Source organism: Agrobacterium sp. GW821-FHT02D03 (genome assembly GCF_059421725.1).
This window is the reverse complement of the sequence record NZ_JBWKVN010000001.1, coordinates 1,415,620-1,440,688: the sequence shown is the minus strand read 5'-3', so window position 1 is coordinate 1,440,688 and position 25,069 is coordinate 1,415,620. Positions and strand designations below refer to the sequence as shown.

General features: G+C 57.1%; 38 protein-coding genes. 6 read left to right on the top strand and 32 right to left on the bottom strand.

From position 1 onward, the window contains the following. The first annotated feature begins 64 nt into the window (after window positions 1–64). The 3 genes from AC07U5_RS06740 to msrQ all read left to right on the top strand — a co-directional run bounded on the left by AC07U5_RS06740 (window position 65) and on the right by msrQ (window position 2,308). Window positions 65–517: a hypothetical protein gene (locus tag AC07U5_RS06740; protein ID WP_494722595.1), complete on the top strand. Its 453-nt coding sequence runs from the start codon at window positions 65–67 to the stop codon at window positions 515–517. Window positions 518–708: 191 nt separating this feature from the next. Next, the gene (gene msrP / locus AC07U5_RS06735) at window positions 709–1,650 is read left to right on the top strand and encodes a protein-methionine-sulfoxide reductase catalytic subunit MsrP (RefSeq protein WP_112358242.1); all 942 of its coding nucleotides are present in this window, start codon (window positions 709–711) and stop codon (window positions 1,648–1,650) included. A gap of 1 nt (window position 1,651) precedes the next feature. After that, window positions 1,652–2,308 carry a protein-methionine-sulfoxide reductase heme-binding subunit MsrQ gene (gene msrQ, locus AC07U5_RS06730; RefSeq protein WP_494722594.1) on the top strand — a complete coding sequence of 219 codons (657 nt, stop codon included), beginning with the start codon at window positions 1,652–1,654 and terminating at the stop codon, window positions 2,306–2,308. Here msrQ and AC07U5_RS06725 read toward each other — a convergent pair. Beyond that, window positions 2,283–2,693, bottom strand: a complete 411-nt coding sequence (locus AC07U5_RS06725) for a ribosomal maturation YjgA family protein (RefSeq protein ID WP_494722593.1) — start codon at window positions 2,691–2,693, stop codon at window positions 2,283–2,285. The genes msrQ and AC07U5_RS06725 overlap by 26 nt on opposite strands. A gap of 76 nt (window positions 2,694–2,769) precedes the next feature. Between AC07U5_RS06725 and AC07U5_RS06720 the strand changes: the two genes are divergently transcribed. The 3 genes from AC07U5_RS06720 (at window position 2,770) to AC07U5_RS06710 (ending at window position 4,909) form a co-directional block, all read left to right on the top strand. Then, the gene (locus tag AC07U5_RS06720) at window positions 2,770–3,627 is read left to right on the top strand and encodes a DUF817 domain-containing protein (protein WP_494723267.1); all 858 of its coding nucleotides are present in this window, start codon (window positions 2,770–2,772) and stop codon (window positions 3,625–3,627) included. A 187-nt stretch (window positions 3,628–3,814) separates the two neighbouring features. Then, complete coding sequence (locus tag AC07U5_RS06715) at window positions 3,815–4,192, top strand: hypothetical protein (protein ID WP_313060710.1); 378 nt, start codon at window positions 3,815–3,817, stop codon at window positions 4,190–4,192. 420 nt (window positions 4,193–4,612) lie between these two features. Beyond that, on the top strand, window positions 4,613–4,909 hold the full coding sequence (locus AC07U5_RS06710; protein ID WP_494722592.1) for a hypothetical protein: 297 nt from the start codon (window positions 4,613–4,615) through the stop codon (window positions 4,907–4,909). Between the two features lie 178 nt (window positions 4,910–5,087). Here the strand turns inward: AC07U5_RS06710 and rplQ are convergent, their stop codons facing one another. The 31 genes from rplQ to rpsL all read right to left on the bottom strand — a co-directional run bounded on the left by rplQ (window position 5,088) and on the right by rpsL (window position 24,704). Then, window positions 5,088–5,513 (bottom strand): 50S ribosomal protein L17, encoded by a 426-nt coding sequence (gene rplQ / locus AC07U5_RS06705; protein ID WP_062427518.1) that lies wholly within the window; start codon window positions 5,511–5,513, stop codon window positions 5,088–5,090. Between the two features lie 117 nt (window positions 5,514–5,630). Beyond that, entirely contained in the window at window positions 5,631–6,641 is a 1,011-nt protein-coding gene (locus AC07U5_RS06700) for a DNA-directed RNA polymerase subunit alpha (protein ID WP_003495228.1), read from the bottom strand. A 185-nt stretch (window positions 6,642–6,826) separates the two neighbouring features. Next, the gene (gene rpsK / locus AC07U5_RS06695; RefSeq protein ID WP_062427519.1) at window positions 6,827–7,216 is read right to left on the bottom strand and encodes a 30S ribosomal protein S11; all 390 of its coding nucleotides are present in this window, start codon (window positions 7,214–7,216) and stop codon (window positions 6,827–6,829) included. A gap of 137 nt (window positions 7,217–7,353) precedes the next feature. Beyond that, window positions 7,354–7,722: a 30S ribosomal protein S13 gene (gene rpsM / locus AC07U5_RS06690; RefSeq protein ID WP_062427520.1), complete on the bottom strand. Its 369-nt coding sequence runs from the start codon at window positions 7,720–7,722 to the stop codon at window positions 7,354–7,356. A 224-nt stretch (window positions 7,723–7,946) separates the two neighbouring features. After that, entirely contained in the window at window positions 7,947–8,561 is a 615-nt protein-coding gene (locus tag AC07U5_RS06685) for an adenylate kinase (RefSeq protein WP_062427521.1), read from the bottom strand. Further along, window positions 8,558–9,898 carry a preprotein translocase subunit SecY gene (gene secY / locus AC07U5_RS06680; RefSeq protein WP_494722591.1) on the bottom strand — a complete coding sequence of 447 codons (1,341 nt, stop codon included), beginning with the start codon at window positions 9,896–9,898 and terminating at the stop codon, window positions 8,558–8,560. The genes AC07U5_RS06685 and secY overlap by 4 nt, the downstream gene beginning before the upstream one ends. Before the next feature lie 358 nt (window positions 9,899–10,256). Continuing rightward, complete coding sequence (rplO, locus tag AC07U5_RS06675) at window positions 10,257–10,736, bottom strand: 50S ribosomal protein L15 (RefSeq protein ID WP_062427523.1); 480 nt, start codon at window positions 10,734–10,736, stop codon at window positions 10,257–10,259. 16 nt (window positions 10,737–10,752) lie between these two features. Beyond that, window positions 10,753–10,959 (bottom strand): 50S ribosomal protein L30, encoded by a 207-nt coding sequence (gene rpmD, locus AC07U5_RS06670; protein ID WP_062440744.1) that lies wholly within the window; start codon window positions 10,957–10,959, stop codon window positions 10,753–10,755. 11 nt (window positions 10,960–10,970) lie between these two features. Beyond that, complete coding sequence (rpsE, locus tag AC07U5_RS06665) at window positions 10,971–11,540, bottom strand: 30S ribosomal protein S5 (protein WP_062427525.1); 570 nt, start codon at window positions 11,538–11,540, stop codon at window positions 10,971–10,973. A gap of 128 nt (window positions 11,541–11,668) precedes the next feature. Continuing rightward, window positions 11,669–12,031, bottom strand: a complete 363-nt coding sequence (rplR, locus tag AC07U5_RS06660; RefSeq protein ID WP_062427526.1) for a 50S ribosomal protein L18 — start codon at window positions 12,029–12,031, stop codon at window positions 11,669–11,671. 12 nt (window positions 12,032–12,043) lie between these two features. Next, on the bottom strand, window positions 12,044–12,577 hold the full coding sequence (rplF, locus tag AC07U5_RS06655; protein ID WP_062427527.1) for a 50S ribosomal protein L6: 534 nt from the start codon (window positions 12,575–12,577) through the stop codon (window positions 12,044–12,046). 42 nt (window positions 12,578–12,619) lie between these two features. Beyond that, the gene (gene rpsH / locus AC07U5_RS06650) at window positions 12,620–13,018 is read right to left on the bottom strand and encodes a 30S ribosomal protein S8 (protein WP_062427528.1); all 399 of its coding nucleotides are present in this window, start codon (window positions 13,016–13,018) and stop codon (window positions 12,620–12,622) included. A 12-nt stretch (window positions 13,019–13,030) separates the two neighbouring features. Further along, entirely contained in the window at window positions 13,031–13,336 is a 306-nt protein-coding gene (gene rpsN / locus AC07U5_RS06645; RefSeq protein WP_062427529.1) for a 30S ribosomal protein S14, read from the bottom strand. Between the two features lie 33 nt (window positions 13,337–13,369). Then, window positions 13,370–13,927, bottom strand: a complete 558-nt coding sequence (gene rplE, locus AC07U5_RS06640; protein WP_062427530.1) for a 50S ribosomal protein L5 — start codon at window positions 13,925–13,927, stop codon at window positions 13,370–13,372. Beyond that, window positions 13,920–14,228 carry a 50S ribosomal protein L24 gene (gene rplX, locus AC07U5_RS06635; protein WP_062427531.1) on the bottom strand — a complete coding sequence of 103 codons (309 nt, stop codon included), beginning with the start codon at window positions 14,226–14,228 and terminating at the stop codon, window positions 13,920–13,922. The genes rplE and rplX overlap by 8 nt, the downstream gene beginning before the upstream one ends. A 12-nt stretch (window positions 14,229–14,240) precedes the next feature. Continuing rightward, entirely contained in the window at window positions 14,241–14,609 is a 369-nt protein-coding gene (gene rplN, locus AC07U5_RS06630; protein ID WP_027677419.1) for a 50S ribosomal protein L14, read from the bottom strand. Window positions 14,610–14,844: 235 nt separating this feature from the next. Beyond that, window positions 14,845–15,081 (bottom strand): 30S ribosomal protein S17, encoded by a 237-nt coding sequence (gene rpsQ / locus AC07U5_RS06625; protein WP_027677420.1) that lies wholly within the window; start codon window positions 15,079–15,081, stop codon window positions 14,845–14,847. 11 nt (window positions 15,082–15,092) lie between these two features. Then, a complete protein-coding gene (rpmC, locus tag AC07U5_RS06620) occupies window positions 15,093–15,293 on the bottom strand; it encodes a 50S ribosomal protein L29 (RefSeq protein WP_027677421.1) in 201 nt (66 codons plus the stop codon). 12 nt (window positions 15,294–15,305) lie between these two features. Then, entirely contained in the window at window positions 15,306–15,719 is a 414-nt protein-coding gene (gene rplP, locus AC07U5_RS06615; protein ID WP_027677422.1) for a 50S ribosomal protein L16, read from the bottom strand. Between the two features lie 38 nt (window positions 15,720–15,757). Next, window positions 15,758–16,489 (bottom strand): 30S ribosomal protein S3, encoded by a 732-nt coding sequence (gene rpsC / locus AC07U5_RS06610; protein ID WP_062427532.1) that lies wholly within the window; start codon window positions 16,487–16,489, stop codon window positions 15,758–15,760. Next, window positions 16,489–16,878 carry a 50S ribosomal protein L22 gene (rplV, locus tag AC07U5_RS06605; RefSeq protein ID WP_062427533.1) on the bottom strand — a complete coding sequence of 130 codons (390 nt, stop codon included), beginning with the start codon at window positions 16,876–16,878 and terminating at the stop codon, window positions 16,489–16,491. The genes rpsC and rplV overlap by 1 nt, the downstream gene beginning before the upstream one ends. Before the next feature lie 2 nt (window positions 16,879–16,880). Continuing rightward, a complete protein-coding gene (gene rpsS / locus AC07U5_RS06600) occupies window positions 16,881–17,159 on the bottom strand; it encodes a 30S ribosomal protein S19 (protein ID WP_027677425.1) in 279 nt (92 codons plus the stop codon). A 15-nt stretch (window positions 17,160–17,174) separates the two neighbouring features. Beyond that, window positions 17,175–18,011: a 50S ribosomal protein L2 gene (rplB, locus tag AC07U5_RS06595; protein ID WP_062427534.1), complete on the bottom strand. Its 837-nt coding sequence runs from the start codon at window positions 18,009–18,011 to the stop codon at window positions 17,175–17,177. A gap of 44 nt (window positions 18,012–18,055) precedes the next feature. Further along, a complete protein-coding gene (locus AC07U5_RS06590; protein WP_027677427.1) occupies window positions 18,056–18,349 on the bottom strand; it encodes a 50S ribosomal protein L23 in 294 nt (97 codons plus the stop codon). Next, window positions 18,346–18,966, bottom strand: coding sequence for a 50S ribosomal protein L4 (gene rplD / locus AC07U5_RS06585; protein ID WP_062427535.1), 621 nt, complete (start codon window positions 18,964–18,966; stop codon window positions 18,346–18,348). The genes AC07U5_RS06590 and rplD overlap by 4 nt, the downstream gene beginning before the upstream one ends. A 12-nt stretch (window positions 18,967–18,978) precedes the next feature. After that, window positions 18,979–19,620 carry a 50S ribosomal protein L3 gene (gene rplC / locus AC07U5_RS06580; protein WP_062427536.1) on the bottom strand — a complete coding sequence of 214 codons (642 nt, stop codon included), beginning with the start codon at window positions 19,618–19,620 and terminating at the stop codon, window positions 18,979–18,981. Between the two features lie 171 nt (window positions 19,621–19,791). Continuing rightward, window positions 19,792–20,100, bottom strand: a complete 309-nt coding sequence (gene rpsJ / locus AC07U5_RS06575; RefSeq protein WP_003507767.1) for a 30S ribosomal protein S10 — start codon at window positions 20,098–20,100, stop codon at window positions 19,792–19,794. A gap of 311 nt (window positions 20,101–20,411) precedes the next feature. Continuing rightward, window positions 20,412–21,587, bottom strand: a complete 1,176-nt coding sequence (tuf, locus tag AC07U5_RS06570; protein WP_111851116.1) for an elongation factor Tu — start codon at window positions 21,585–21,587, stop codon at window positions 20,412–20,414. A gap of 65 nt (window positions 21,588–21,652) precedes the next feature. Continuing rightward, window positions 21,653–23,752, bottom strand: a complete 2,100-nt coding sequence (gene fusA, locus AC07U5_RS06565; protein WP_062425164.1) for an elongation factor G — start codon at window positions 23,750–23,752, stop codon at window positions 21,653–21,655. A gap of 33 nt (window positions 23,753–23,785) precedes the next feature. Then, window positions 23,786–24,256: a 30S ribosomal protein S7 gene (rpsG, locus tag AC07U5_RS06560; protein WP_062425165.1), complete on the bottom strand. Its 471-nt coding sequence runs from the start codon at window positions 24,254–24,256 to the stop codon at window positions 23,786–23,788. Window positions 24,257–24,332: 76 nt separating this feature from the next. Continuing rightward, a complete protein-coding gene (rpsL, locus tag AC07U5_RS06555; RefSeq protein WP_003507760.1) occupies window positions 24,333–24,704 on the bottom strand; it encodes a 30S ribosomal protein S12 in 372 nt (123 codons plus the stop codon). Window positions 24,705–25,069 lie beyond the last annotated feature (365 nt).

Below are 25,069 nucleotides of genomic sequence, written 5' to 3'. Positions count from 1 at the left end.
GTCACACGCACAGGCGCCAGTTGACGCGACTGTCTGTGAGGACGATCCAGGGTTGGGGATTTCAATGATCGTGATGCTGCTGCGGACACTCAGAATAGCACCAGCATCGTTGTTGGCGTTGACCTGCATGTCCCAGGCAGCCGAAGTAAAAGTCCAACAGGTTCAGGTAGCAGTTCTCCTTGACGCCTCCAATGAGCCGCTCATCGCGACAGCAGCCTGCGAAAGCGGCAGGAACTGCGCCATCATTTCGGAACCAAAGCTCGGCATTACGGTGGGTATCGAGTTAGGTCAGGCAAACGGTATCGACGCAAACACACTGACCGTTGCCTGCGCGTCGCCCTGCTCGTTCCATACAGGTCAAGCGCGTATCACCTTTAGGGGCCAGGAAACCTTCAATCTTTTCGAGGGCGAGTCCCCCGGCGTCATGCACTATCTCGTCCAACGCCCGAGGAAAAAAATCGGCGAAATCTCGGTCATTACAGTACCCAGCGAACCAATCCTTCGTCCACCTATCTGACCAGAATCTAGACCTTGTTTTACAAAGGAGTGCGCTCGCTCGTCATAGCAGACGAACATATCGCATCGCGTTTTCACTTTCGCGCGATTAAGTGAACCGACGCCTGTTGTTTGCCGTAAACCAGGATCATATCATATGGACCTGCCTCATCATGCACGTCCGGTGCAGCACCTGTTTCTCAGGAGATTTCGATGCCCGTCTATCGCCCTCCCCGTATCGCCTCCAGCGAAATCACGCCGCGCGATGTTTATCTCTCCAGGCGTCGCTTTCTCGGCACGGCGGCGGGGCTCGCGGCCATCGGGCTGACGGGTCGCGAAGCGGTCGCAGCGCCACTGACAGCGAAGCCGGGCGCCTACAAGCTGGATGAACAACTGACGCCGCTTGATGCCGTCACCAGCTACAATAACTTCTATGAATTCGGCGTCGGCAAATCCGACCCGAAAGAAAACTCCGGCAAGTTCAAACCGACGCCCTGGACCGTGAAGGTCGACGGCCTCGTCGGCAAGCCAAAAGAGTTCGGGCTGGAAGAGCTGATGAAGTTCGACCTCGAGGAACGTCCTTACCGCATGCGCTGCGTCGAGGGCTGGTCGATGGCGATCCCGTGGATCGGCTTCCCCCTGGCAAGCCTTCTTGAAAAGGTAGAGCCGCTCGGCAGTGCGAAATTCGTTTCCTTCGAGACCGTCGTTCGCCCCGATGAGATGCCGGGCCAGAGCGGGCTCTTCCAGCCGCTCAACTGGCCCTATGTCGAAGGCCTGCGCCTCGACGAGGCCCGTCATCCACTGACCATCCTGGCTGTCGGCCTCTATGGCGAGACGTTGCCGAACCAGAACGGCGCGCCGATCCGCCTCGTGGTTCCCTGGAAATACGGCTTCAAGGGCATCAAGTCGATCGTCCGCATTTCGCTGGTCGAGAAACAGCCCGAAACCACGTGGAAAAACTCCAACGCGCGGGAATACGGCTTCTATTCCAACGTGAATCCTAACGTCGATCATCCCCGCTGGAGCCAGGCAACCGAGCAGCGCATCGGCGAAGGCGGCTTCTTCAGCGTCAAGAACCGGCCGACGCTGATGTTCAACGGCTATGAAGACGTTGCGAGCCTCTATACCGGCTTGGACTTGAAGGCGAATTATTGACATGGCATTCGCCCTGCCCCTGCCCTCTTTGCCCAAACGCTACCAGCCCGCCGCCATCTGGGCACTCTACATCCTCGGCCTCTGTCCCGGCCTGTGGTATTTTTACCTGGCCGCGACAGGGGGGCTTGGCTTTAATCCCGTCAAGGATTTCGAGCATCTGCTGGGCATCTGGGCTCTGCGCTTCCTCTGCCTCGGGCTGCTGGTGACCCCACTGCGCGATCTGTTCAACATCAATCTGATTGCCTATCGACGTGCCCTCGGCCTCTTGGCCTTCTATTATGTGCTGGCGCATTTTGCGGTCTATTTGACGCTCGATCGCGGTTTGGTCTTCAGCTCCATCATCGGCGATGTTCTGAGACGCCCCTACATCATGTTCGGCATGGCGGGACTGGCGATGCTTCTGCCCCTGGCATTGACCTCGAACCCCTGGTCGATCCGCAAGCTCGGCTCGCGATGGAACACGCTCCATAAGCTCGCCTATCCGGTGCTCATCGTCGCCGTTCTTCACTTCGTTCTGGCGCGCAAAAGCCTGACGCTGGAACCGGCTTTCTACATCACCGTCACGATCCTGCTCCTCGGCTATCGCCTGATCCGGCCAACCATCATGGCGCGGCGCAGAGCTCGCAGAGCCGCTACCGCTTCGCGAACTGCTGCATGATCGCGGCAGCCATTCCGATACCGGCGAAATAGCAAAGGATATTCCACGGCGAGAACACGCGGCCGAGCAGCAAGGTGCCGGTCGCTGTGTCGCGGAATGCATCCAGCGCCGGGAAATGCACCAATCTCAACAACTCCACAGCGATAGCGAAGCAGCACGTGACGGCGATGATGAAAAGCTGCATCCTGCGGTTCACGAATAGCAGCGCCGCCAGGAGATAGACCATCGCGCCCCACAACACCGAACCGCCATATTTGACGATGAGGAATGACAGTCCGATCATGTATCCGTAACGCCGCAGCGCCAGTCCCGCCAGAATGACGAGGATAAGGCCTGCCAGGATCAGCAATCGGGACGCATAAAATTTGCCGCTATCGATCATCATCATCCTGCCTTACGTCGATTCCTCACCCATTTCGCGACGCCGGTAAACAGGAGCATACATCTTGGTATCCGATACAATGTTTCCGGCAACCCGTCTGTCATTCCTTGATCATTATCTTTGCGACGCGCAGCCCTGGGGAGGCTTGAGCGGCATCAGGCGCTTTGCCGTTGAATTCCTCTACTTCGGTATCAAGAATGCCAGAGCCTGCCTATTTGCCGGGCTGTTCTTCCTGTCCATTTTTCTGGTGCCGCGGGCCGGCCTCCTCGGCCTGCCGCGCTACGACGTTCTCCTCGTCATTGCGTTGACGATCCAGATTTTCATGATCTGGAGCAAGCTCGAGACGCTCGATGAGGCGAAAGCGATCTTCCTGTTTCACATCGTCGGCTTCGCGCTGGAATTGTTCAAGACATCCGGCACCATCCAGTCATGGTCCTACCAGGACTTCGCTTACAGCAAAGTCTTTGGTGTGCCTCTGTTTTCCGGCTTTATGTACGCGGCCGTCGGCAGCTACATCATTCAAGCGTGGCGGCTATTCGATTTGAGAATTCGCCATCATCCGCCTTACTGGATGGCAACGCTGATCGCGCTTGCGATCTACGCCAACTTCTTCACCCATCACTATATTGGCGACTATCGCTGGTACATCGCCGCCTGCGCGCTGGGCCTTTATGCCCGCACCACAGTGACCTACCGCCCTTATGACAGGGATCGGGAGATGCCACTGCTTCTTTCCTTCATCCTCATCGGCTTCTTCGTTTGGCTGGCAGAAAACATCTCTACCTTCTTTGCCATCTGGAGCTACCCCAACCAACTCGGCGCATGGTCCGCAGTGAGCCTCGGCAAATGGAGTTCATGGTCGCTGCTCGTCATCATGACCTTCACCATCGTCTGCCATTTGAAGCATATCAAACACAGAATCTTCATCCCGGAGTAGAGACCGACTATAAACACACCTAAAGGTTTGGTTTCACTCCCAAAAATCGTACGAGAAACCACAATTTACAGAATTTCAGATGAGGCCTATCGTCAAGTCTTATGCCGGATAACGGCCGCCGACATGACGTCGTGAAGATCTGCGTGATGACCACGAAACGTTCTGCCTCTCTTGAAAGGAACCGGCGTTGCGTATTGGTATCTTCATTCTTCTGGCAAGCCTGTCCAGCGCTCCGGCTTTAGCCGCCTCCACCGCCAAGCCTGGCCCCTCCCAGACGGATTACATGTTCCAGTGTGGAGCGACCTTCATCATCAACGCCCACGCGTTGCAGGATGGTCCAAAATCCGCCAAGGCGAGAGCGCAAGCGCAGGCTTACGAGAGCAGGTTCAACAAACTTGCTGCGATGGCAGAAGCGTCTTTCGAAGAGAACAGAATGTCGAAGTCGGAAGCCCGGACCTACCTGCAGAAGCACGTCGACACGATGTCCGCGATCTTTGCCAAAGACCCCGACTCCATGAAGCGCTTCGTCACGCTTTGCGACGCTCGTTTCCCAGACAAGCAGTAGGCCGACCAAAGTCTCACATGGATGGATACCGGAAAATCTCGCAGTAGCGTGAATGGCGCATCACGAAGGTGCGTCAGGGGACAATCCAGCCAATTGCCCTCAACCAAAAGACCGCCCTCTCCGACAGGTGCGACGCGGGAGCAGAGAACTGCGCCCCTACCACGGCATTGATTGAGACTTGCAAACCATGTGCGGCCGATCCCAGGCTTATCTGACAGCCACGCTCACGACCATCTTTAGTAGCCATCAGCAGAACAGGGTCGACGACTTGCTCCCTCAGCAGTTTCCTCTCGGGGACGAAGTGCAAGGGATAGCGGTTACATCAGTGAGCTATTGCTAGGCACATAAATCGACGCAAAGTCATTGGCTGAGTACATTCCACCATCAATAGTCACCGCAGCTTTCTTATTAAGTACGTAAATGGACGACTTAGTCTACGATCCAATTGGTTTAGAACTTATCGCAGAGATGACACCGGCTAGCTTTCGCGAGTGGAATATTCAAATGCTCGGTGGGCGGCTTGAAGGCCTTCCTCAGAGTGTCATCGATGGCGTGAATGATCCGGAGGCTCAACTTGCTCCATTGTTAGCTGAGATGCTGCCGGGAGACCAACTGTGGCGATGCCGCAAATGGCGTGAACCACTTATTGGACACGAAGGAATCGCGCTTGTTCGCCAGATGCGGCCGATCATTTATATTCGTATGTGGAATTACTGACTGCCAATGCAGCGCCAATGTAACTCATGAAGGCGATGAGCGTATCACCAACCCGGATCTAAGCCCCGCCGTGAGCTCAACCCCGTCCAGGTGTAGTAATAGAACTACCGCTTACGAATGGAAAAAGCCGGGTGATCGCTCACCCGGCTTCTCAAGTCTTGATGCTCAAGCGCGAAGCTTATGCAGCTTCGGCAGCAGCCGTCTCAGCAGCAACGCGAGCCTTGTCGGCTGCGCCCTTGGCGTCAACGTCGCGCTCGACGAATTCAACGACAGCCATAGCCGCGTTGTCGCCCTGACGGAAGCCAGCCTTCATGATGCGGATGTAGCCGCCGTTACGGTTTGCGTAACGAGCTGCAATCGCGTCGAAGAGCTTACGGACAGCGTCCTGGTCCTTGATCTGCGAGATGGCCTGACGACGAGCGTGCAGGTCACCGCGCTTGCCGAGCGTGACCAGCTTTTCTACGATCGGGCGAATTTCCTTCGCCTTCGGCAGAGTGGTGACGATCTGCTCATGGGTGATGAGCGAAGCAGCCATGTTGGCAAACATTGCCTTGCGGTGGCTGGCGGTTCTATTGAGCTTGCGGCCTGAATTTCCGTGGCGCATTGCTATTCTCCTTTAGTGCAGGTTCCCTATCCGGTCCTGCCGTTTCCTGGCACATGCAGACGACTGGTCTGCTGTTTGACGGGGAAAGGCAGTCTTTGAGGGCCTGCCTTTTCTTTGTTAGTACTGGTCTTCGTAACGCTTAGCGAGATCTTCGATGTTCTCTGGTGGCCATGCGGGCACTTCCATGCCGAGATGCAGACCCATGGAAGCGAGAACTTCCTTGATTTCGTTGAGCGACTTGCGACCGAAGTTCGGCGTGCGAAGCATTTCGGCTTCGGTCTTCTGGATCAGGTCGCCGATATAGACGATGTTGTCGTTCTTCAGGCAGTTTGCCGAACGAACGGACAGCTCGAGCTCGTCGACCTTCTTGAGAAGTGCCGGGTTGAACGCCAGTTCCGTAACCGATTCTTCTTCTGCTTCCTTCTGCGGCTCGTCGAAGTTGACGAACACGCCAAGTTGGTCCTGAAGAATACGAGCGGCGAAGGCAACGGCGTCTTCGCCGGAAACCGAACCGTTGGTCTCGATCGTCATGATCAGCTTGTCATAGTCGAGAACCTGACCTTCACGGGTGTTTTCCACCTTGTAGGACACTTTCTTGACCGGAGAATAAAGGCTGTCCACAGGGATGAGGCCGATCGGGGCATCTTCCGCGCGGTTACGCTCTGCAGGCACATAGCCCTTGCCGTTGTTGACGGTGAATTCCATGCGGATTTCAGCGCCGTCGTCGAGCGTGCAGATAACATGGTCGGGGTTCAGGATCTCGATGTCGCCAACCGTCTGAATATCGCCAGCGGTAACGGCACCAGGGCCCTGCTTGCGCACGACCATGCGCTTGGAGTCATCGCCGTCCATCTTGATGGCGATTTCCTTGATGTTGAGCACGATATCCGTCACATCTTCCCGAACGCCGGGGATGGAGGAGAACTCGTGCAGGACGCCGTCGATCTGCACGGCAGTCACAGCGGCGCCACGCAGAGACGACAGGAGCACGCGACGTAGCGCGTTGCCGAGCGTCAGACCGAAACCACGCTCCAGCGGCTCGGCAACAAGCGTTGCCTTGGTGCGGCTGGAGGACGTGAACTCGACCTTGTTCGGCTTGATCAGTTCCTGCCAATTCTTTTGAATCATCTTTAAACCTTCCGTTCGCCGCCACCATCCAATCGTGGCGGACCGAGCATGATCACCGAGAGGAACCGCAAAGGTTCATCGGAGGGTTTCAAGCGTAAGCACACCGGCCACGCCGGCAACCACACGCCGATTACGCGAAAATTCCGCCAGACCGATGGAAAGGCGGAACCTCCAGACAGAACGCGTTAGACGCGGCGCTTCTTGCGCGGGCGGCAACCGTTGTGCGGGATCGGCGTCACGTCGCGGATGGAAGTGATGAGGAAACCGGCAGCCTGCAGAGCGCGAAGTGCGGACTCACGACCCGAACCCGGACCGCAAACCTCGACCTCAAGCGACTTCATGCCGTGTTCCTGAGCCTTCTTGGCGCAATCTTCAGCAGCGATCTGGGCAGCGAACGGGGTCGACTTACGCGAACCCTTGAAGCCCTTGGCACCAGCAGACGACCAGGCAATCGCGTTGCCCTGTGCGTCGGTGATGGTGATCATCGTGTTGTTGAAGGTCGAGTTGACGTGCGCTACACCCGACGTGATATTTTTGCGTTCGCGACGGCGTACGCGTGCGGCTTCCTTGGCCATGATAGTCCTTTCATTGATCTCTTCACCGCCGTAACTCCAGCGGCTACACCGGCACGCCACCCGCTTGCGGGCATTGCGCCAAACTCAGAAAGGCTGGCGCGGTTCGCACCAGCCTCCTCTTCCGCATAAACGGAAAATTACTTCTTCTTGCCCGCGATGGCCTTCGCTGGACCCTTACGGGTACGAGCGTTGGTGTGCGTGCGCTGACCGCGAACCGGAAGGCCACGGCGGTGGCGCAGGCCACGGTAGCAACCAAGGTCCATGAGGCGCTTGATGTTCATCGCGGTTTCGCGACGAAGATCGCCTTCGACCTGGTAATCGCGGTCGATGGTTTCGCGGATCTGAAGGACTTCAGCGTCCGTCAGCTGATGAACGCGCTTGTCGGCCGAGAGACCAACCTTGTTCATGATTTCCTGCGCGAATTTCGGACCGATCCCGTGAATATAGGTCAAAGCGATAACAACGCGCTTAGCCGTCGGGATGTTGACGCCAGCGATACGTGCCACGTCTATTCTCCTTGCGTTCCAGTTGCCATCCGGCAAGTGGTGCTTCCATTTGAGCGGCACGATGCTGCCGCCAGTTCAAATTCCTGTTCGTCACAAGTCAAAACGACCGAACCCGGACTTTCCTTCCCTAAAGGAAAATCCGCGCCAGTCGCTTGGGTTGTCGCGAGTTGGCGCGGTGTTTAACGGAATCGGTTCAAAAAAGCAACCGGCCCCGCCAAGATTCTTTAGATCCGCGCAGCAGAGGCCGCCGGGCTGTTGTCTTTTTCCAAGGCGCCAGCGATTGCGGCGGTCACCGCATCCACATCGGCCATCCCGTCCAGCACGACGAGCTCGCCCTGCTCACGGTAATATTCGGAAAGCGGCGCTGTCTTCTCACGATACTCGGAGAGGCGCTTGCGGAAGGCTTCCGGATTGTCGTCCGAGCGAACGGTTCCGCCAGCAGCGATCGTCTCAGCCACACGATTTTCGATTCGACGCACAAGCGCCTCTTCGTCGACCTTGAGCTCGATGACCGCATCCAGCTGAATGTTCTTCTGCTGAAGATTCTCACTCAGAGCCTTGGCCTGCGGCACGGTCCGCGGGTAGCCATCGAGAATGAAGCCGTTCGCACAGTCAGCCTGCTCGATCCTTTCGGACACGATCTGGTTGACGATATCGTCCGACACGAGACCACCGGCATCCATCACCGCCTTGGCGCGCTTGCCGATGTCCGTTCCAGCAGTCACAGCCGCACGCAGCATATCGCCGGTGGAAAGCTGCGGAATGCCGTACTTGTCCGTCAGACGCTTGGCCTGTGTTCCCTTGCCTGCACCTGGCGGTCCCAAAAATATCAGTCTCATCGTCCCCTCTTTCCTCCACGCAGTTTCGATTTCTTGATCAGCCCCTCATATTGCTGAGCAATCAGGTGGCCCTGGATTTGCGCAACAGTATCCAGAGTTACACTGACTACGATCAAAAGCGAAGTACCACCAAGGGCTAACGGTATGCCTGTACGGGCAATAAGTGTCTCAGGAAGGATACAGACGAAGACAAGATAAATGGCGCCGACAACCGTGATGCGTGTCAACACATAGTCGATGTACTCTGCGGTGCGCTCGCCAGGGCGAATGCCGGGAATGAAGCCGCCATGCTTCTTCAGATTATCCGCCGTGTCCTTTGGATTGAACACGATCGCCGTGTAGAAGAAGGCAAAGAACGCAATCAGCAGGCCGTAGAACAGCATGAAGAGCGGCTGGCCATGCTGGAGAGACGCAATGATCGTCGTCGCCCAGGAAGGAAGGTTGGTGCTGTTGGTAAAGCCCGCAGCCGTTGCCGGCAGGAGCAGCAGCGAGGACGCGAAGATCGCAGGGATAACACCCGCCGTATTCAGCTTCAGAGGCAGGTGCGAGGTGTCGCCCTGGAACATGCGGTTGCCGACCTGACGCTTCGGATACTGGATCAGAAGACGGCGCTGGGCGCGTTCGACGAAGACGATCAGCGCGATCACCAGGATGGCGACGATGACGACGGTGAGAATCAGCGTCGTGGACAGCGCGCCAGTGCGACCAAGCTCCAGCGTACCGGCCAGAGCCTTCGGCAGACCAGCAGCGATACCTGCAAAGATGACCAGGGAAATACCGTTGCCGATACCGCGCGAGGTGATCTGCTCGCCAAGCCACATCAGGAACATCGTGCCGCCAAGCAGCGTCAGGACGGTGGAGACGCGGAAGAACAGGCCTGGATCGACAACGAGGCCAGCACCGCTCTCGAGCCCAACGGAAATACCGTAGGCCTGCAGCGTACCAAGCAGCACCGTGCCGTAGCGGGTGTACTGGTTGATGATCTTGCGGCCTGCTTCGCCTTCCTTCTTCAACGATTCCAGCGACGGCACGACCGATGTCATCAGCTGAACGATGATCGAAGCGGAGATGTAAGGCATGATGCCGAGCGCGAAGATCGCCATGCGCTCGACAGCGCCGCCCGCAAACATGTTGAAGAGACCGAGAATGCCGTTCGCCTGACCGCGAAATGCCTGGGCATAGGCTTCCGGGTTCAGACCGGGAAGCGGAATATGCGTACCGAGGCGATAGACGAGAAGTGCGGCAAGGGTAAACCAGAGGCGCTTTTTCAGATCTTCAGCCTTGGCGAAGGTCGAAAAATTCAGGTTTGAGGCCAGTTGTTCCGCTGCTGAAGCCATAAAATTCTCCGCATGACCCTATCCAGCAGCACGGTGAACGGCGTCTCCGGCAGGGTCCATAAAGATACTGGTTCAAAAACCGGGCTTCGGACGGAAAGCGACTGTAACGTCGCAATCATGCCTCACCCTTGTTTTCGTATGTCCTATCCCCTCCCCCTACCGAGTTCAAGGTCAAAGGGAGTTCAAGGACTGTGAGGCACTCACTTGCGCTGCACGCTGCGGCATTTTGAGCGCGAGACATGCGAGATCGCAATGAGTCGCTGCGCATTTCCGTCAAATCGATTAGATTTTCAAAGACTTACGTAGCGTAAAGAGAAACGCCCGGGGCGAAACACCCCGGGCGTTCAGAGATCATATATTACTCGGAAGCTTCCGGCGCAACAACGAGAAGCTTGATGGAGCCACCAGCCTTCTCGATTTTTTCAAGCGCAGGCTTGGAAGCGCCGGCGACTTCGAAAGCCACCTTTGCCGTCAGCTCGCCGTCGGCCAAGATGCGCACGCCGTCCTTCGGACGACGGATCACGCCAGCAGCCTTGAGAGCAGCGGCATCAACCGTTGCCTTGGCGTCGAGCTTGCCAGCATCGATAGCAGCCTGAACGCGGCCGAGCGAAACGGTCACGTATTCGGAAGCGAAGATGTTGGTGAAACCGCGCTTCGGCAGACGACGGTAGATAGGCATCTGACCGCCTTCGAAACCGTTGATGGCAACGCCCGAACGAGCCTTCTGACCCTTGACGCCGCGACCACCGGTCTTGCCCTTGCCGGAGCCGATACCGCGACCTACGCGGATACGGTCCTTGGTGGCGCCTTCGTTGTCTCTGATTTCATTGAGTTTCATGATAGGTTCCTCCGTCTCACTTCTCGTCTACGACGCGAACGAGATGCTGGACCGCACGAATCATGCCACGAACAGAAGGCGTATCTTCCAGCGTGCGCTGACGGTGCATCTTGTTAAGACCCAGGCCGATCAGCGTCTGACGCTGGATCTCCGGGCGGCGATTTGGGCTGCCGATCTGTTCGACCGTAACAGTCTTCTTGGCTTCAGTAGTGTTCTTGGCCATGATCCAGATCCTTACTCTTCAGAAGCGACGCCGGATGCGACGCGACGTGACTGAAGGGTTGCATACTTGAGACCGCGCTGAGCAGCGATGTCCTTCGGATGAACCTGATGCTTCAGAGCGTCGAACGTTGCACGGACCATGTTGTACGGGTTCGAAGAGCCCGTGGACTTGGCAACAACGTCGTGAACACCGAGCGTTTCGAAAACAGCGCGCATCGGACCACCGGCGATGATACCGGTACCAGCCTTGGCGGAGCGCAGCAGAACCTTGCCGGCGCCATGGCGACCGTTAACGTCGTGGTGCAGCGTGCGGCCATCGCGCAGCGGAACGAAGATCAGATCGCGCTTGGCAGCTTCAGTTGCCTTGCGGATTGCTTCTGGAACTTCACGAGCCTTGCCGTGACCAAAGCCAACGCGGCCCTTCTGGTCGCCGACGACGACGAGAGCTGCGAAGCCAAAACGACGGCCACCCTTAACAACCTTAGCAACGCGGTTGATCGCGACCAGCTTGTCGACGAATTCGCTATCGCGCTCTTCGCGGTTCTGGCGATCGTCGCGAGAACCTCTTTTTTCCTGTGCCATTGTCCTTTTCCTTTTTCTTTTCCGGTATCGAACGGCAAACGAAAGTAGGCCCTCCGGCTCCATTGCTGAAGTCCGGTTGGCCCGGTGAAAATCCACCCGGTGCGACACGCGCCCGGGTGGATAAAGTCTTAGAAGTTCAGACCGCCTTCGCGGGCAGCATCTGCCAGGGCCTTTACACGGCCGTGATAGATGAATGCGCCACGGTCGAATACGACATCCTTGACGCCAGCCTTGCCAGCGCGCTCGGCAACCAGCTTGCCAACGACGGCAGCAGCCGCAACGTCAGCGCCGGTCTTCAGCGACGAGCGCAGATCGGCTTCGAGCGTGGAGGCAGACGCGAGCGTCTTGCCTGCAACATCATCGATGATCTGAGCGTAGATGTTCTTCGACGAGCGATGAACCGACAGGCGCGGGCGACCGTTAGCAACCGCCTTGAGCTGGCGGCGTACACGGTTCGCACGACGTGCAAGTGCTTCTTTCCTGCTAGCCATTTCGCGAGTTCCTTACTTCTTCTTGCCTTCTTTGCGGACGATCCGTTCTTCAGCGTACTTAACGCCTTTGCCCTTGTAGGGCTCGGGACCACGGTATTCGCGGATTTCCGCGGCAACCTGACCGACCTGCTGCTTGTTGATGCCGGAAACGATGATTTCCGTCGGCTTCGGCACGGCGATGGTGATACCCTGCGGCGGCTCGTAGACAACGTCATGCGAGAAACCGAGAGCCAGCTGCAGGTTCTTGCCCTGCATGGCGGCACGGTAACCGACGCCGTTGATTTCGAGCTTGCGCTCGTAGCCATCCTTCACACCCTTGAAGATGTTCTCGATCATCGTGCGGGACATGCCCCACTTGGAACGAGCTTCCTTGGTGTTGTTGGACGGCTGTACCGAAACGCCGTTGTCTTCCAGCTTGAGCTGGATATCGTCATTTGCGACGAAGAACAGTTCGCCCTTCGGACCCTTGGCAGTAATCTTCTGGCCTTCAACGTTGGCCGTCACACCTGCGGGAACCTGAACGGGCTTTTTACCGATACGAGACATATTTCTATCCTGTCTGTCCGTTACGGAGATCCTTACTCGGCCTTAGAAGACCGAGCAGAGAACCTCGCCACCAACGTTCTGTTCGCGAGCCTGGTGATCGGCCATCACACCCTTCGGGGTCGAAAGGATGGTGATGCCGAGGCCGTTCGCGACCTGCGGAATGGACTTAACCGAGACATAAACTCGGCGGCCCGGCTTGGATACGCGGCCGATCTCACGGATCACCGACGCACCTTCGTAGTACTTCAGCTCGATGGTGAATTCGGACTTGCCGTTTTCAAAATCGACCTTGGAATAACCGCGGATGTAGCCTTCAGCCTGCAGCACGTCGAGAACGCGTGCGCGGAGGCTGGAAGCAGGTGTGCTAACCGAAGACTTGCGACGGGAAGCACCATTGCGGATGCGGGTGAGCATATCACCCAAAGGATCAGTCATGGTCATGTGCCCGTCTCCTTACCAGCTCGACTTGACAATGCCCGGCACCTTGCCGGAATTGCCCAGCTCACGAAGCGCGATACGCGACATCTTGAGCTTGCGATAGAACGCGCGCGGACGGCCCGTTACTTCGCAGCGGTTGCGGATACGCGTCTTCGAGCCGTCACGCGGCAGCGAAGCGAGCTTCAGAGTTGCCTGGAACCGCTCTTCAATCGGAAGGGACTGGTTCATGACGATGGCCTTGAGGGCGGCACGCTTGCCGGCCTGGGAGGCAACTGTCTTGCGGCGGCGCTTGTTCTTTTCAACTGCGCTTGTTTTCGCCATATCGGAGTTCCTTTTCTACGCTCGTCGTTACGGTTACTGACGGAACGGGAAGTTGAACTCTGTCAAAAGAGCCCGTGCTTCGTCGTCGGTCGGCGCCGTCGTGCAAACGATGATGTCCATGCCCCACATCTGATCAACCTTGTCGTAGTTGATTTCTGGGAACACAATGTGCTCCTTGATGCCCATGGCGAAGTTGCCACGGCCGTCAAAGCTCTTCGGGTTCAGGCCCCGGAAGTCGCGAACGCGCGGAAGCGCGATGTTGACCAGACGATCAAGGAATTCGTACATGCGTGCGCCGCGAAGAGTAACCTTCGCACCGATTGGCATGCCTTCGCGAACCTTGAAGCCAGCAATCGAGTTGCGGGCGCGGGTTACGACCGGCTTCTGACCTGCAATAGCAGCCAGATCGCCTGCAGCAACCGTGGGCTTCTTGGAGTCGGCAGTCGCCTCACCCACACCCATGTTGATCACGATCTTGTCCAGCTTCGGGATCATCATGACGTTAGCGTAGGAGAACTTCTCCTGCATGGCGCCGCGGATACGGTTTACGTATTCCGTCTTGAGACGCGGTTCGTACTTGGTCTCAGCCATCGATGACTTCTCCCGAACGCTTGGCCACACGGACCTTCTTGCCTTCTACAACCTTGAAGCCAACGCGAGTCGGCTTGCCATCCTTATCGGCGATGGCAATGTTGGAGATGTGCAAGGATGCTTCCTTGTTGATAATGCCGGCTTCCTGGCTCTGGGTCTGGCGCTGGTGACGCTTCACCATGTTGACGCCACGCACAACAGCACGGTCTTCCTTCGGCATTACCTGGATTACTTCGCCGGTACGGCCCTTGTCCTTACCGGTCAATACGACAACCTTGTCGCCTTTACGAATCTTCTGCATCGCTCGTGCTCCTTACAGTACTTCTGGAGCCAGCGAGATGATCTTCATGTGGTTCTTGCCGCGAAGCTCGCGAGGAACCGGTCCGAAGATACGGGTGCCGATCGGCTCTTTCTTGTTGTCGATAAGAACAGCTGCGTTGTTATCGAAACGGATGACGCTGCCGTCGGCGCGGCGGATGTCCTTGGCGGTACGCACAACAACCGCCTTCATCACGTCGCCCTTCTTGACGCGGCCGCGCGGAATAGCTTCCTTGATGGAAACGACGATAATGTCGCCCACGGAAGCGTACTTGCGCTTGGAGCCGCCCAGCACCTTGATGCACATGACACGACGTGCGCCGGAATTATCCGCCACGTCGAGGTTTGTTTGCATCTGAATCATGTCAGGTCGCCTTCTTGTTGTTACCGGACCGGTTGGGCATACATCATGGATGCTGCCCCCTGTTCCAGCTTATGAAATCTCTGTCTTTGCGCGGAAGAAATCTTGCCAGGGTGGTTTCCCAAAGGGACCTTCCGTGCGCATCAAAGCAAAAGACGCTCGGGTTACGAGCGTCCTTGCGCTGCTTCATACAGATTTTCGCGCCAAGTGCAAGACACCTGGCGCGATTCCGTTGAAATTAAGCGTGAGCGGCAACAACCGTCCAGCGCTTATCCTTGGAGATCGGTGCGCATTCCTCAATGGAAACCACATCGCCGACCTTGTACTGGTTGTTTTCGTCGTGCGCCTTGTACTTCTTAGAACGACGAACGGTCTTCTGCAGCAACGGGTGAGCGAATCGGCGCTCAACACGGACTACGACAGTCTTCTCGTTCTTGTCGGATACAACGACGCCCTGGAGAATGCGTTTAGGCATAGTATTCTTCCTTAGGCCTTGGCTTCTGCGGCCTTTTGGGCAGCAATGGTTTTGATCCGGGCGATGTCCTTACGGACTTCGTTGATGCGCGAGGACTTTTCCAGCTGGCCGGTGGCCTTCTGGAAACGCAGGTTGAACTGTTCCTTCTTCAGGTCAGCCAACTTGTCCTTGAGCTGGTCGGCGCTGAGGCCGCGAATATCTTCGGCTTTCATTTGCCTTGCTCCTTACTCTGCGATGCGCTGTACGAAGCGCGTCTTGACCGAGAGCTTGGCAGCGCCGAGACGAAGCGCCTCGCGGGCGATCTCCTCGGAAACACCGTCGATCTCGAACATCATACGACCGGGCTTGACCTTGCATGCCCAGTAATCAACCGAACCCTTGCCCTTACCCATACGAACTTCGGTCGGCTTAGCCGTAACCGGAGTATCGGGGAATACACGGATCCAAACGCGACCTGCGCGCTTCATGTAACGCGTGATCGCGCGGCGGGCCGCTTCGATCTCGCGTGCATTCACGCGGTTCGGTTCCTGCGACTTCAAGCCGAATTCACCGAATGCCAGGTCAAAGCCGCCCTTGGCAACGCCCTTGATGCGTCCCTTGAACTGCTTGCGGTACTTTGTACGCTTTGGCTGCAACATTTTCTTACTTCTCCGAGCTTATCTTTCGCCAGCGTCAATCAAGCGTTTTCGCGACGACGATCGTTGCGATCGCCACGCTCACGGCTTGCAGGACCCTGAGCATCGCCTTCGAGCGCACGACGCTCGGAAGCCATAGGATCGTGCTCAAGGATTTCGCCCTTGAAGATCCAGACCTTGATGCCGCAGATGCCGAATGCGGTTTCGGCTTCAGCCGTACCGTAGTCGATGTCTGCACGCAGCGTGTGAAGCGGAACGCGGCCTTCGCGGTACCATTCGGTACGAGCGATTTCCGCGCCGCCGAGACGGCCTGCGCAGGTGATCTTGATGCCTTCTGCGCCAAGGCGCAGAGCGGACTGTACGGCGCGCTTCATGGCGCGACGGAAAGCCACGCGGCGTTCCAGCTGCTGGGCAATCGACTGTGCAACGAGCGTTGCGTCGACTTCCGGCTTGCGCACTTCAACGATGTTGAGGTGCGTTTCGGAGCTGGTCATCTCGGAGATCTTCTTGCGAAGCTTCTCGATGTCAGCGCCCTTCTTGCCGATGATGAGGCCGGGACGAGCGGAGTGGATCGTAACGCGGCACTTCTTGTGTGGGCGCTCGATAACGACCTTTGCAATACCGGCCTGCTTCAGTTCCTTCACGAGGTAGGCACGGATAGCGAGGTCTTCATGCAGGAGGTTGCCGTACTCGGAAGTGTCAGCGTACCAACGGCTGTCCCACGTACGGTTGATGCCCAGGCGGAAGCCGATTGGATTGATTTTCTGACCCATTATGCGGCCTCCCCTTTTTCCTCGGCTTCACGAACAACGATCGTGAGGTGCGAGAACGGCTTTTCGATGCGCGATGCACGACCACGGCCACGAGCGTGGAAACGCTTCATGGTGATGGACTTGCCAACATAGGCCTCGGCGACGACGAGAGCGTCGACGTCGAGGTCATGGTTGTTTTCGGCGTTCGCGATAGCCGATTCCAGCGTCTTCTTGACGGTGGAAGCGATACGCTTGCGCGAGAACTCGAGCTCGGCGAGAGCGCGATCAACCTTCTTGCCACGGATAAGAGCGGCAACCAGGTTCAGTTTCTGGGGGCTGACGCGAAGCGTACGGGCAACGGCCTGAGCCTCGTTGTCCTTCAGCCGGCGTTCGGTCTTAGCCTTCGCCATGATTACTTCCTCTTTGCCTTCTTGTCCGCGCCATGACCGTAATAGGTCCGGGTCGGAGAGAATTCACCGAACTTGTGACCGACCATGTCTTCGTTGACAGAGACGGGCACATGCTTGCTGCCGTTGTAAACGCCGAAGGTCAGACCAACGAACTGCGGCAGGATCGTGGAGCGACGGCTCCAGATCTTGATTACTTCACTGCGTCCGCCTGCGCGCACCTTCTCAGCCTTAGCGAGAAGATAGCCGTCAACAAACGGACCTTTCCATACTGAACGAGCCACTTGAGACTTCCTCTCTTACTTCTTGCGCTGATGGCGCGAACGCATGATGAACTTGTCAGTCGACTTGTTCGAGCGGGTACGCTTGCCCTTGGTAGGCTTGCCCCATGGCGTCACAGGATGACGACCACCGGACGTGCGACCTTCACCACCACCGTGCGGGTGGTCGACCGGGTTCATGACAACGCCGCGAACATGCGGACGCTTGCCGCGCCAACGCGAACGACCGGCCTTGCCGTCGTTGATGTTGCCGTGGTCAGCGTTGGAAACAGCGCCGATCGATGCAAGGCAGGAGCCGTGCACCAAACGCTGTTCACCGGAGTTGAGACGCAGGATCGCCATACCGGCATCGCGGCCAACGAGCTGTGCATAGGTACCGGCGGAGCGAGCGATCTGACCGCCCTTGCCCGGCTTCATCTCGACGTTGTGGATGATCGAGCCGACCGGAATGAACTGCAGCGGCATGGTGTTGCCGGGCTTTACGTCCACTGCCTTGTCGGAGGCGATCACCTTGTCACCAGCAGCGAGACGCTGTGGCGCGAGAATGTAAGCCTGTTCGCCGTCCGTGTATGTCACGAGCGCGATGAATGCGGTGCGGTTAGGGTCATATTCCAGACGTTCAACCGTACCTTCAACGTCGAACTTACGACGCTTGAAGTCAACCAGACGGTAGGTCCGCTTGTGACCGCCGCCCTGGAAACGAACGGTGATCCGGCCCTGGTTGTTACGGCCACCCTTCGAGCTGAGGCCCTGTGTAAGAGCCTTTACCGGCTTGCCCTTGTAGAGCGAAGCGCGGTCCACAATAACCAGCTGACGCTGGCTAGGTGTGGTCGGATTGAAACTTTTCAATGCCATTGTATTTGTTCCCTTTTGGGTCTTTGCCCGCTTGGGCCTAACCTTTAGAGTCCGGTGGACACGTCGATGGATTGACCTTCAGCAAGTGTCACGATCGCCTTCTTGACGTCCTTCTGCTTGCCAGCGAATCCACGGAAACGGCGCGTCTTACCCTTGCGGATAAGCGTGTTCACACCCGTGACCTTGACGCCGAAGAGAGCTTCCACGGCAGCCTTGATTTCAGGCTTGGAAGCATCCTTGGCGACGTTGAATACGACCTGGTTCTGTTCGGATACCAGCGTCGACTTTTCCGTGATCGAGGGAGATACGATCACATCGTAGTGGCGAAGATCCGTCATTTGAACCGCTCCTCCAGAGCCTCTACAGCAGCCTTGGAAAGCACGAGCTTGCCACGGCGCAGGATGTCGTAAACATTGATGCCCTGTACCGGAAGAACGTCCACATTCGGGATGTTCTGAGCTGCGAGCTTGAAGTTGCCATCAAGTTCTGCGCCGCCGATAACGAGAGCGTTGGTCAGGCCGAGCGAAGCGAAGTTGCCCAGCAGAGCCTTTGTCTTTGCGTCCGATGCAATCAGCTGATCGACGATGATCAGTTCTTCAGCCTTTGCCTTTGCAGACAGGGCGAGACGCAGGCCGAGCGCGCGAACCTTCTTGGGAAGGTCGTGAGCGTGGCTGCGAACGACTGGGCCGTGGGCCTTGCCGCCGCCGCGGAACTGCGGTGCGCGAGCCGAATGGTGACGAGCGCGGCCCGTACCCTTCTGCTTGTACATCTTTGCACCCGTGCGGGAAACTTCCGAACGGTTCTTGGTCTTGTGCGTGCCCTGCTGCTTCTTAGCAAGCTGCCAGCGCACAACGCGGGCCAGGATGTCCTGGCGTGGATCGAGGCCGAAGATTGCGTCCGACAGGGCTACCTTGCCGGCGTCTTTTCCCTCGAGGGTTGTGACGTTCAATTCCATGATAAGGCTCCCTTACTTCGCAGCCGACTTGACGGCGTCGCGGACGATGATCCAGGAACCCTTGGAACCGGGAACGGCGCCCTTCACGAGGATCAAACCGCGATCCTCATCGGTCGAAACCACTTCCAGATTCTGGGTGGTGACGCGGGTCTGGCCCATATGACCAGCCATGCGCTTACCCTTCCACACGCGACCAGGATCCTGGTTGGAACCTGTCGAACCGTGCGCACGGTGAGAGATCGAGTTACCGTGCGATGCGCGGCCACCACCGAAGTTGTGACGCTTCATCGAACCGGCAAAACCCTTACCGATCGTTGTTCCGGTGACGTCGACCAGTTGGCCGGCTTGAAAATGATTTGCGGTCAGTGTTGCACCGACGTCGATCAGGTTCTCGCTGGAGACCTTGAATTCGACGAGCTTTGCTTTCGGCTCGACATTGGCAGCAGCAAAATGGCCGCGAAGCGCCTTTGTCGTGTTCTTGACCTTGGACTGGCCTGCACCGAGCTGAACTGCGGTATAGCCATTCTTGTCTTCCGTACGCTGGGCAACGACTTGTACGTTGTCCATACGCAGGACCGTTACGGGAATATGCTCACCAGCGTCGTTGTAGACGCGGGTCATTCCCACTTTCTGTGCAATCACACCTGAACGCATTGGTTCAATCCTCTTGCGAGCCTTGAAGGGAAAACCCTTGCTCGGCCTTTGTTAGGGAGTTCCCTTCGACATCTCACGATGTTTCCGGTCTCCGGATTGGAAGACGTTGGATTGCTCCACGTACCTTCCTTGTTATATCGGCCCTTACTTTCGCAAGGTCAGGCCGAGGTCTTAGAGCTTGATTTCCACGTCAACGCCAGCAGCGAGGTCGAGCTTCATCAGCGCGTCAACAGTCTGCGGGGTGGGGTCAACGATGTCGAGAAGACGCTTGTGCGTCCGCATTTCGAACTGCTCACGGCTCTTCTTGTCCACGTGGGGAGAGCGGTTGACAGTAAATTTTTCAATGCGGGTCGGCAGCGGAACCGGGCCGCGAACGCTGGCGCCGGTGCGCTTGGCGGTCGACACGATTTCACGGGTGGAGGCATCGAGGATCCGGTGGTCAAACGCCTTGAGGCGGATACGGATATTCTGGCCGTTCATTCGTCTTGTCCTTGTTCTTTATTATTGATTTCCGCACGCGGAAATACATGAACCTAGTTAATCGTGGCGCCGCAGATTTTCAAAAATCGAGAGGAATGCGAAGGGCGCAACCCAATCATTTCAGTAGTCTGTATTGCGAAATCACCCGGCTTCGCAACGCATTGCGAATCCAGCGGTGAACGTGAGTGCGCGTTTACGCGCTTTCACCGAAATTTTCAAGCACTAAAAGTGCAGCGCCGATACGCTTTTTCATCAAACAACTGACGGCGGTGTTTTGCACCGCCGTCAGAGAGAACTTTCAAACGTCGAGATTACTCGATGATCGAAGCGACGATGCCGGCGCCCACGGTACGGCCGCCTTCGCGGATAGCGAAGCGCAGCTTTTCTTCCATCGCGATCGGAACGATCAGCTCGACTTCAACCGTGACGTTGTCGCCAGGCATAACCATTTCCGTGCCTTCTGGAAGCGAAACAATACCGGTAACGTCAGTCGTACGGAAGTAGAACTGCGGACGGTAGTTCGTGAAGAACGGCGTATGACGGCCGCCTTCTTCCTTCGTCAGGATGTAGGCTTCTGCCATGAACTTCTTGTGCGGCTTGACCGAACCTGGCTTGCAAAGGATCTGACCACGCTCAACGCCATCGCGCTGTACGCCACGAACCAGTGCACCGATGTTGTCGCCAGCCTGGCCCTGATCGAGCAGCTTGCGGAACATTTCAACGCCGGTAACAGTCGTCTTCGACGTCGCACGGATGCCGACGATTTCGACTTCTTCACCAACCTTGACGATACCACGCTCAACGCGGCCGGTCACAACCGTACCACGACCAGAGATCGAGAACACGTCTTCGATCGGCATCAGGAACGGCTGGTCGATCGGACGCTCAGGCGTCGGGATGTAGGCGTCAACCTGAGCCATCAGCTCGCGGATGGCGTCTTCGCCGATCTTCTTGTCGGAATCTTCAAGAGCAGCAAGTGCCGAACCCTTGACGATCGGAATGTCGTCGCCTGGGAAGTCGTAGGACGACAGAAGTTCGCGAACTTCAAGCTCGACGAGCTCCAGAAGTTCTGCGTCGTCAACCTGGTCAACCTTGTTGAGGAACACGACGATCGCCGGAACGCCAACCTGGCGAGCGAGCAGGATGTGCTCGCGCGTCTGCGGCATCGGGCCGTCAGCAGCAGAGCAAACCAGGATCGCGCCGTCCATCTGCGCAGCACCGGTGATCATGTTCTTCACGTAGTCGGCGTGGCCGGGGCAGTCAACGTGAGCGTAGTGACGGTTCGGCGTCTCATACTCAACGTGCGCCGTCGAAATCGTGATACCACGAGCCTTCTCTTCAGGAGCCGCGTCGATCTGGTCATACGCCTTGAACTCGCCGAAGTACTTCGTGATCGCGGCAGTCAAAGACGTCTTGCCGTGGTCAACGTGACCGATCGTGCCGATGTTGACGTGCGGCTTATTCCGCTCAAACTTGCTCTTTGCCATTAGTGGCTCTCCATCTTGTCCCTAAGCGGGAATAAACTCTAAATCTCGTTTGGGGCGTACCCCGATCACTTCTGACCGGAGTACTTTGCCTGGATGTCGGCAGCAACGTTGCTTGGAACCGGCGCATAGTGATCGAAGGTCATCGAGTACTGTGCACGGCCCTGAGACATCGAACGAAGGTTGTCGACGTACTTGAACATGTTGGCCAGCGGAACGTGAGCGCTGATCACGATGGTGATGCCACGCGATTCCTGACCCTGGATCTGACCGCGACGCGAGTTCAGATCGCCGATCACGTCACCGACGTAATCTTCAGGTGTCACAACTTCGACCTTCATCATCGGCTCGAGAAGCTGTGCGCCAGCCTTCTTTGCTGCTTCACGGAAGCAGGCACGCGATGCGATTTCGAACGCCAGAACAGACGAGTCAACATCGTGGTACGCACCGTCGATGAGAGTTGCCTTGACACCCAGCATCGGGAAGCCAGCCAGAGGACCGGAAGACAGAACGCTTTCGATACCCTTCTGAACGCCTGGGATGTATTCCTTCGGAACAGCACCACCAACGATCTTGGACTCGAACTTGAAATCTTCGCCGTCTGGGTTCGGTTCGAAGATGATCTTGACACGAGCGAACTGACCGGTACCACCGGACTGCTTCTTGTGGGTGTAATCTTCTTCGTGCAGCTTCGTGATCGTTTCGCGGTAAGCAACCTGCGGAGCACCGACGGTGGCTTCAACCTTGAACTCGCGACGCATACGGTCGACGAGAATGTCGAGGTGAAGTTCGCCCATGCCAGCAATGATCGTCTGACCGGATTCTTCGTCTGTCTTGACGCGGAACGAAGGATCTTCAGCAGCCAGGCGGTTGAGCGCGAGGCCCATCTTTTCCTGGTCGCCCTTGGTCTTCGGTTCGATCGCGATCTGGATGACCGGCTCAGGGAATTCCATGCGCTCGAGGATAACCGGCTTCAACGGATCGCAAAGCGTGTCGCCCGTCGTGGTTTCCTTGAGGCCAGCCAGAGCAACGATGTCGCCTGCAAAGGCTTCTTCGATGTCTTCACGGCTGTTGGAGTGCATCTGAAGCATACGGCCGACGCGCTCGCGCTTGTCCTTAACCGTGTTGATGACAGATGTGCCCTTCTCGAGCTTGCCCGAGTAGATACGTGCGAAGGTGAGCGAACCGACGAAGGGGTCGTTCATGATCTTGAACGCGAGCATGGAAAGCGGCTCGGAATCGTCAGCATGACGCTCGATTTCGGCTTCCGTCTTGAAGTCGATGCCCTTGATCGCCGGAATGTCCAGCGGAGAAGGCAGATAGTCGACAACAGCGTCGAGAAGCGGCTGAACGCCCTTGTTCTTGAACGCGGTACCGCAGAACATCGGGTGGAACTTCACGTCGATGGTGCCGCGGCGAACGAGCGAACGGATCTTCTCGTTGTCCGGATAGTTGCCTTCGAGGTAGGCTTCCATCGCTTCTTCGTCGATCTCGACAACAGTCTCGATCAGCTTTTCGCGATATTCTTCAGCCTTGGCCTTCATGTCTTCCGGAATTTCGACGACGTCCCACTGGGCGCCGAGCGATTCATCGCGCCAGATCAGAGCATTCATCTCGATCAGGTCGATAACGCCCTTGAATTCCGTTTCAGCGCCGATCGGCAGCTGCATGACGACGGCAGTGGCACCGAGGCGGGTCTTGATCATTTCTACCGAGCGGTAGAAGTCAGCGCCCGTCTTGTCCATCTTGTTGCAGAAGATCATACGCGGAACGTTGTACTTCTCTGCCTGACGCCAGACGGTTTCCGTCTGCGGCTCAACACCGGCGTTGGCGTCGAGCAGCGCGATAGCGCCGTCGAGAACGCGCAGCGAACGCTCGACTTCGATGGTGAAGTCAACGTGGCCGGGGGTGTCGATGATGTTGAAACGACGCATCTTGCCATCGCGACCCTTCCAGAAGGTCGTGGTAGCAGCAGAGGTGATCGTGATGCCACGCTCCTGCTCCTGCTCCATCCAGTCCATCGTGGCTGCGCCATCGTGAACTTCACCGATCTTATGCGACTTACCGGTGTAGTAGAGAATACGCTCGGTGGTGGTCGTCTTACCGGCGTCGATATGCGCCATGATACCGAAGTTACGGTAATCTTCGATTTTATATTCGCGAGCCATAATGGACTGCCTTTCGATCTTCGACCGTTGAGATTACCAGCGGTAGTGCGAGAATGCGCGGTTAGCATCAGCCATCTTGTGCGTGTCTTCACGCTTCTTGACAGCAGATCCGCGGTTGTTCGCAGCGTCCATGAGTTCGCCGGAGAGGCGATCGACCATGGTCGTTTCGTTGCGCTTGCGCGCAGCAGCGATCAGCCAACGGATGGCGAGAGCCTGGCGGCGCTCCGGACGAACGTCGACCGGAACCTGGTATGTCGCACCACCAACGCGGCGAGAACGGACTTCAACATGCGGGGCGACGTTGTCGAGAGCGGAATGGAACACGCCGAGCGGCTCCTGCTTCGTCTTGCCCTGCACGGCGTCGAACGCGCCGTAAACGATGCTTTCGGCAACAGACTTCTTGCCGTGAAGCATGATGGCATTCATGAACTTGGTGACGACCAGATCGCCGAACTTCGGGTCCGGATTGATCTCACGCTTTTCTGCACTATGGCGACGGGACATACTCTTTGTCTCTCATATGTTATTGACGCTAAACCACGCGGAGAACCTCGCGCAGCGCCGAATTGTTATTGCCGAATTACTTCGGACGCTTTGCACCGTACTTCGAACGGCGCTGCTTGCGGTTCTTGACGCCCTGGGTATCGAGAACACCGCGGATGATGTGGTAACGAACGCCCGGCAAGTCCTTGACGCGGCCGCCACGGATCATGACAACGGAGTGTTCCTGAAGGTTGTGACCTTCACCAGGAATGTAACCGATGACTTCGAAGCCGTTGGTGAGGCGGATCTTGGCAACCTTACGAAGAGCCGAGTTCGGCTTCTTTGGGGTCGTCGTGTAAACGCGGGTGCAAACGCCACGCTTCTGTGGGTTTTCCTGCAGAGCAGGAACCTTATTGCGCTTTACCTGTGCCTGACGCGGCTTACGGATCAGCTGGTTTACGGTAGGCATATAACCATCCCTTGCAAAAACTACTTTAGCCACCCTTTCGGGTGGCGGCTACGCCGTTTCCGGCAACGAAGCACGCATATCGTCATGCGCAAAACGTGGCCCGATCCGGTTTCCACGGATGGACCACCAAGAGCAGAGGACGTAAAGACATACGTCTTGCGTGCAACAATCGTGTCTCGTACGTGTTTTGGACCCCTGTTTGAAGTGATCTCCAGGACGAGTCGTCCCAGATGGCCAGACTTCACATCGGCTCCGATGGCGGGCGTACTACTGTCTTAGCCCGCTGTCGTCAAGGGTAAATCCGAATTTTGTCCCCGCGCGGCAGGCGTGAACGCCTTGCATTACGGGATATTGAAAGCCTTTTA

Bases quoted from the DNA above. Each gene is read 5' to 3' on its own strand.
- rpsG (WP_062425165.1), bottom strand. From the start codon at position 24,256: ATGTCCCGTCGCCATAGTGCAGAAAAGCGTGAGATCAATCCGGACCCG.
- rplR (WP_062427526.1), bottom strand. From the start codon at position 12,031: ATGGCTAGCAGGAAAGAAGCACTTGCACGTCGTGCGAACCGTGTACGC.
- rplO (WP_062427523.1), bottom strand. From the start codon at position 10,736: ATGAAACTCAATGAAATCAGAGACAACGAAGGCGCCACCAAGGACCGT.
- msrP (WP_112358242.1), top strand. From the start codon at position 709: ATGCCCGTCTATCGCCCTCCCCGTATCGCCTCCAGCGAAATCACGCCG.
- rplC (WP_062427536.1), bottom strand. From the start codon at position 19,620: ATGCGTTCAGGTGTGATTGCACAGAAAGTGGGAATGACCCGCGTCTAC.
- rplB (WP_062427534.1), bottom strand. From the start codon at position 18,011: ATGGCATTGAAAAGTTTCAATCCGACCACACCTAGCCAGCGTCAGCTG.
- rpsN (WP_062427529.1), bottom strand. From the start codon at position 13,336: ATGGCGAAAACAAGCGCAGTTGAAAAGAACAAGCGCCGCCGCAAGACA.
- rplQ (WP_062427518.1), bottom strand. From the start codon at position 5,513: ATGCGCCACGGAAATTCAGGCCGCAAGCTCAATAGAACCGCCAGCCAC.
- rplN (WP_027677419.1), bottom strand. From the start codon at position 14,609: ATGATTCAGATGCAAACAAACCTCGACGTGGCGGATAATTCCGGCGCA.
- rpsK (WP_062427519.1), bottom strand. From the start codon at position 7,216: ATGGCCAAGGAAGCCGCACGCGTACGCCGTCGCGAACGCAAAAATATC.
- secY (WP_494722591.1), bottom strand. From the start codon at position 9,898: ATGGCTTCAGCAGCGGAACAACTGGCCTCAAACCTGAATTTTTCGACC.
- AC07U5_RS06740 (WP_494722595.1), top strand. From the start codon at position 65: ATGATCGTGATGCTGCTGCGGACACTCAGAATAGCACCAGCATCGTTG.
- rplP (WP_027677422.1), bottom strand. From the start codon at position 15,719: ATGTTGCAGCCAAAGCGTACAAAGTACCGCAAGCAGTTCAAGGGACGC.
- AC07U5_RS06720 (WP_494723267.1), top strand. From the start codon at position 2,770: ATGTTTCCGGCAACCCGTCTGTCATTCCTTGATCATTATCTTTGCGAC.
- tuf (WP_111851116.1), bottom strand. From the start codon at position 21,587: ATGGCAAAGAGCAAGTTTGAGCGGAATAAGCCGCACGTCAACATCGGC.
- rpsC (WP_062427532.1), bottom strand. From the start codon at position 16,489: ATGGGTCAGAAAATCAATCCAATCGGCTTCCGCCTGGGCATCAACCGT.
- rpmC (WP_027677421.1), bottom strand. From the start codon at position 15,293: ATGAAAGCCGAAGATATTCGCGGCCTCAGCGCCGACCAGCTCAAGGAC.
- rpsH (WP_062427528.1), bottom strand. From the start codon at position 13,018: ATGACCATGACTGATCCTTTGGGTGATATGCTCACCCGCATCCGCAAT.
- rplE (WP_062427530.1), bottom strand. From the start codon at position 13,927: ATGGCTGAGACCAAGTACGAACCGCGTCTCAAGACGGAATACGTAAAC.
- rpsL (WP_003507760.1), bottom strand. From the start codon at position 24,704: ATGCCTACCGTAAACCAGCTGATCCGTAAGCCGCGTCAGGCACAGGTA.
- AC07U5_RS06700 (WP_003495228.1), bottom strand. From the start codon at position 6,641: ATGATTCAAAAGAATTGGCAGGAACTGATCAAGCCGAACAAGGTCGAG.
- rpsQ (WP_027677420.1), bottom strand. From the start codon at position 15,081: ATGCCTAAACGCATTCTCCAGGGCGTCGTTGTATCCGACAAGAACGAG.
- rplV (WP_062427533.1), bottom strand. From the start codon at position 16,878: ATGGCGAAGGCTAAGACCGAACGCCGGCTGAAGGACAACGAGGCTCAG.
- rpsE (WP_062427525.1), bottom strand. From the start codon at position 11,540: ATGGCACAGGAAAAAAGAGGTTCTCGCGACGATCGCCAGAACCGCGAA.
- AC07U5_RS06710 (WP_494722592.1), top strand. From the start codon at position 4,613: ATGGACGACTTAGTCTACGATCCAATTGGTTTAGAACTTATCGCAGAG.
- rplX (WP_062427531.1), bottom strand. From the start codon at position 14,228: ATGCAGAAGATTCGTAAAGGCGACAAGGTTGTCGTATTGACCGGTAAG.
- rpmD (WP_062440744.1), bottom strand. From the start codon at position 10,959: ATGGCCAAGAACACTACTGAAGCCAAGAAGACTGTTACGGTCGAACAG.
- fusA (WP_062425164.1), bottom strand. From the start codon at position 23,752: ATGGCTCGCGAATATAAAATCGAAGATTACCGTAACTTCGGTATCATG.
- rplD (WP_062427535.1), bottom strand. From the start codon at position 18,966: ATGGAATTGAACGTCACAACCCTCGAGGGAAAAGACGCCGGCAAGGTA.
- AC07U5_RS06725 (WP_494722593.1), bottom strand. From the start codon at position 2,693: ATGATGATCGATAGCGGCAAATTTTATGCGTCCCGATTGCTGATCCTG.
- rplF (WP_062427527.1), bottom strand. From the start codon at position 12,577: ATGTCTCGTATCGGTAAAAAGCCCGTTCAGGTTCCCGCAGGTGTGACG.
- AC07U5_RS06590 (WP_027677427.1), bottom strand. From the start codon at position 18,349: ATGACGGATCTTCGCCACTACGATGTGATCGTATCTCCCTCGATCACG.
- rpsJ (WP_003507767.1), bottom strand. From the start codon at position 20,100: ATGAACGGCCAGAATATCCGTATCCGCCTCAAGGCGTTTGACCACCGG.
- AC07U5_RS06685 (WP_062427521.1), bottom strand. From the start codon at position 8,561: ATGAGACTGATATTTTTGGGACCGCCAGGTGCAGGCAAGGGAACACAG.
- msrQ (WP_494722594.1), top strand. From the start codon at position 1,652: ATGGCATTCGCCCTGCCCCTGCCCTCTTTGCCCAAACGCTACCAGCCC.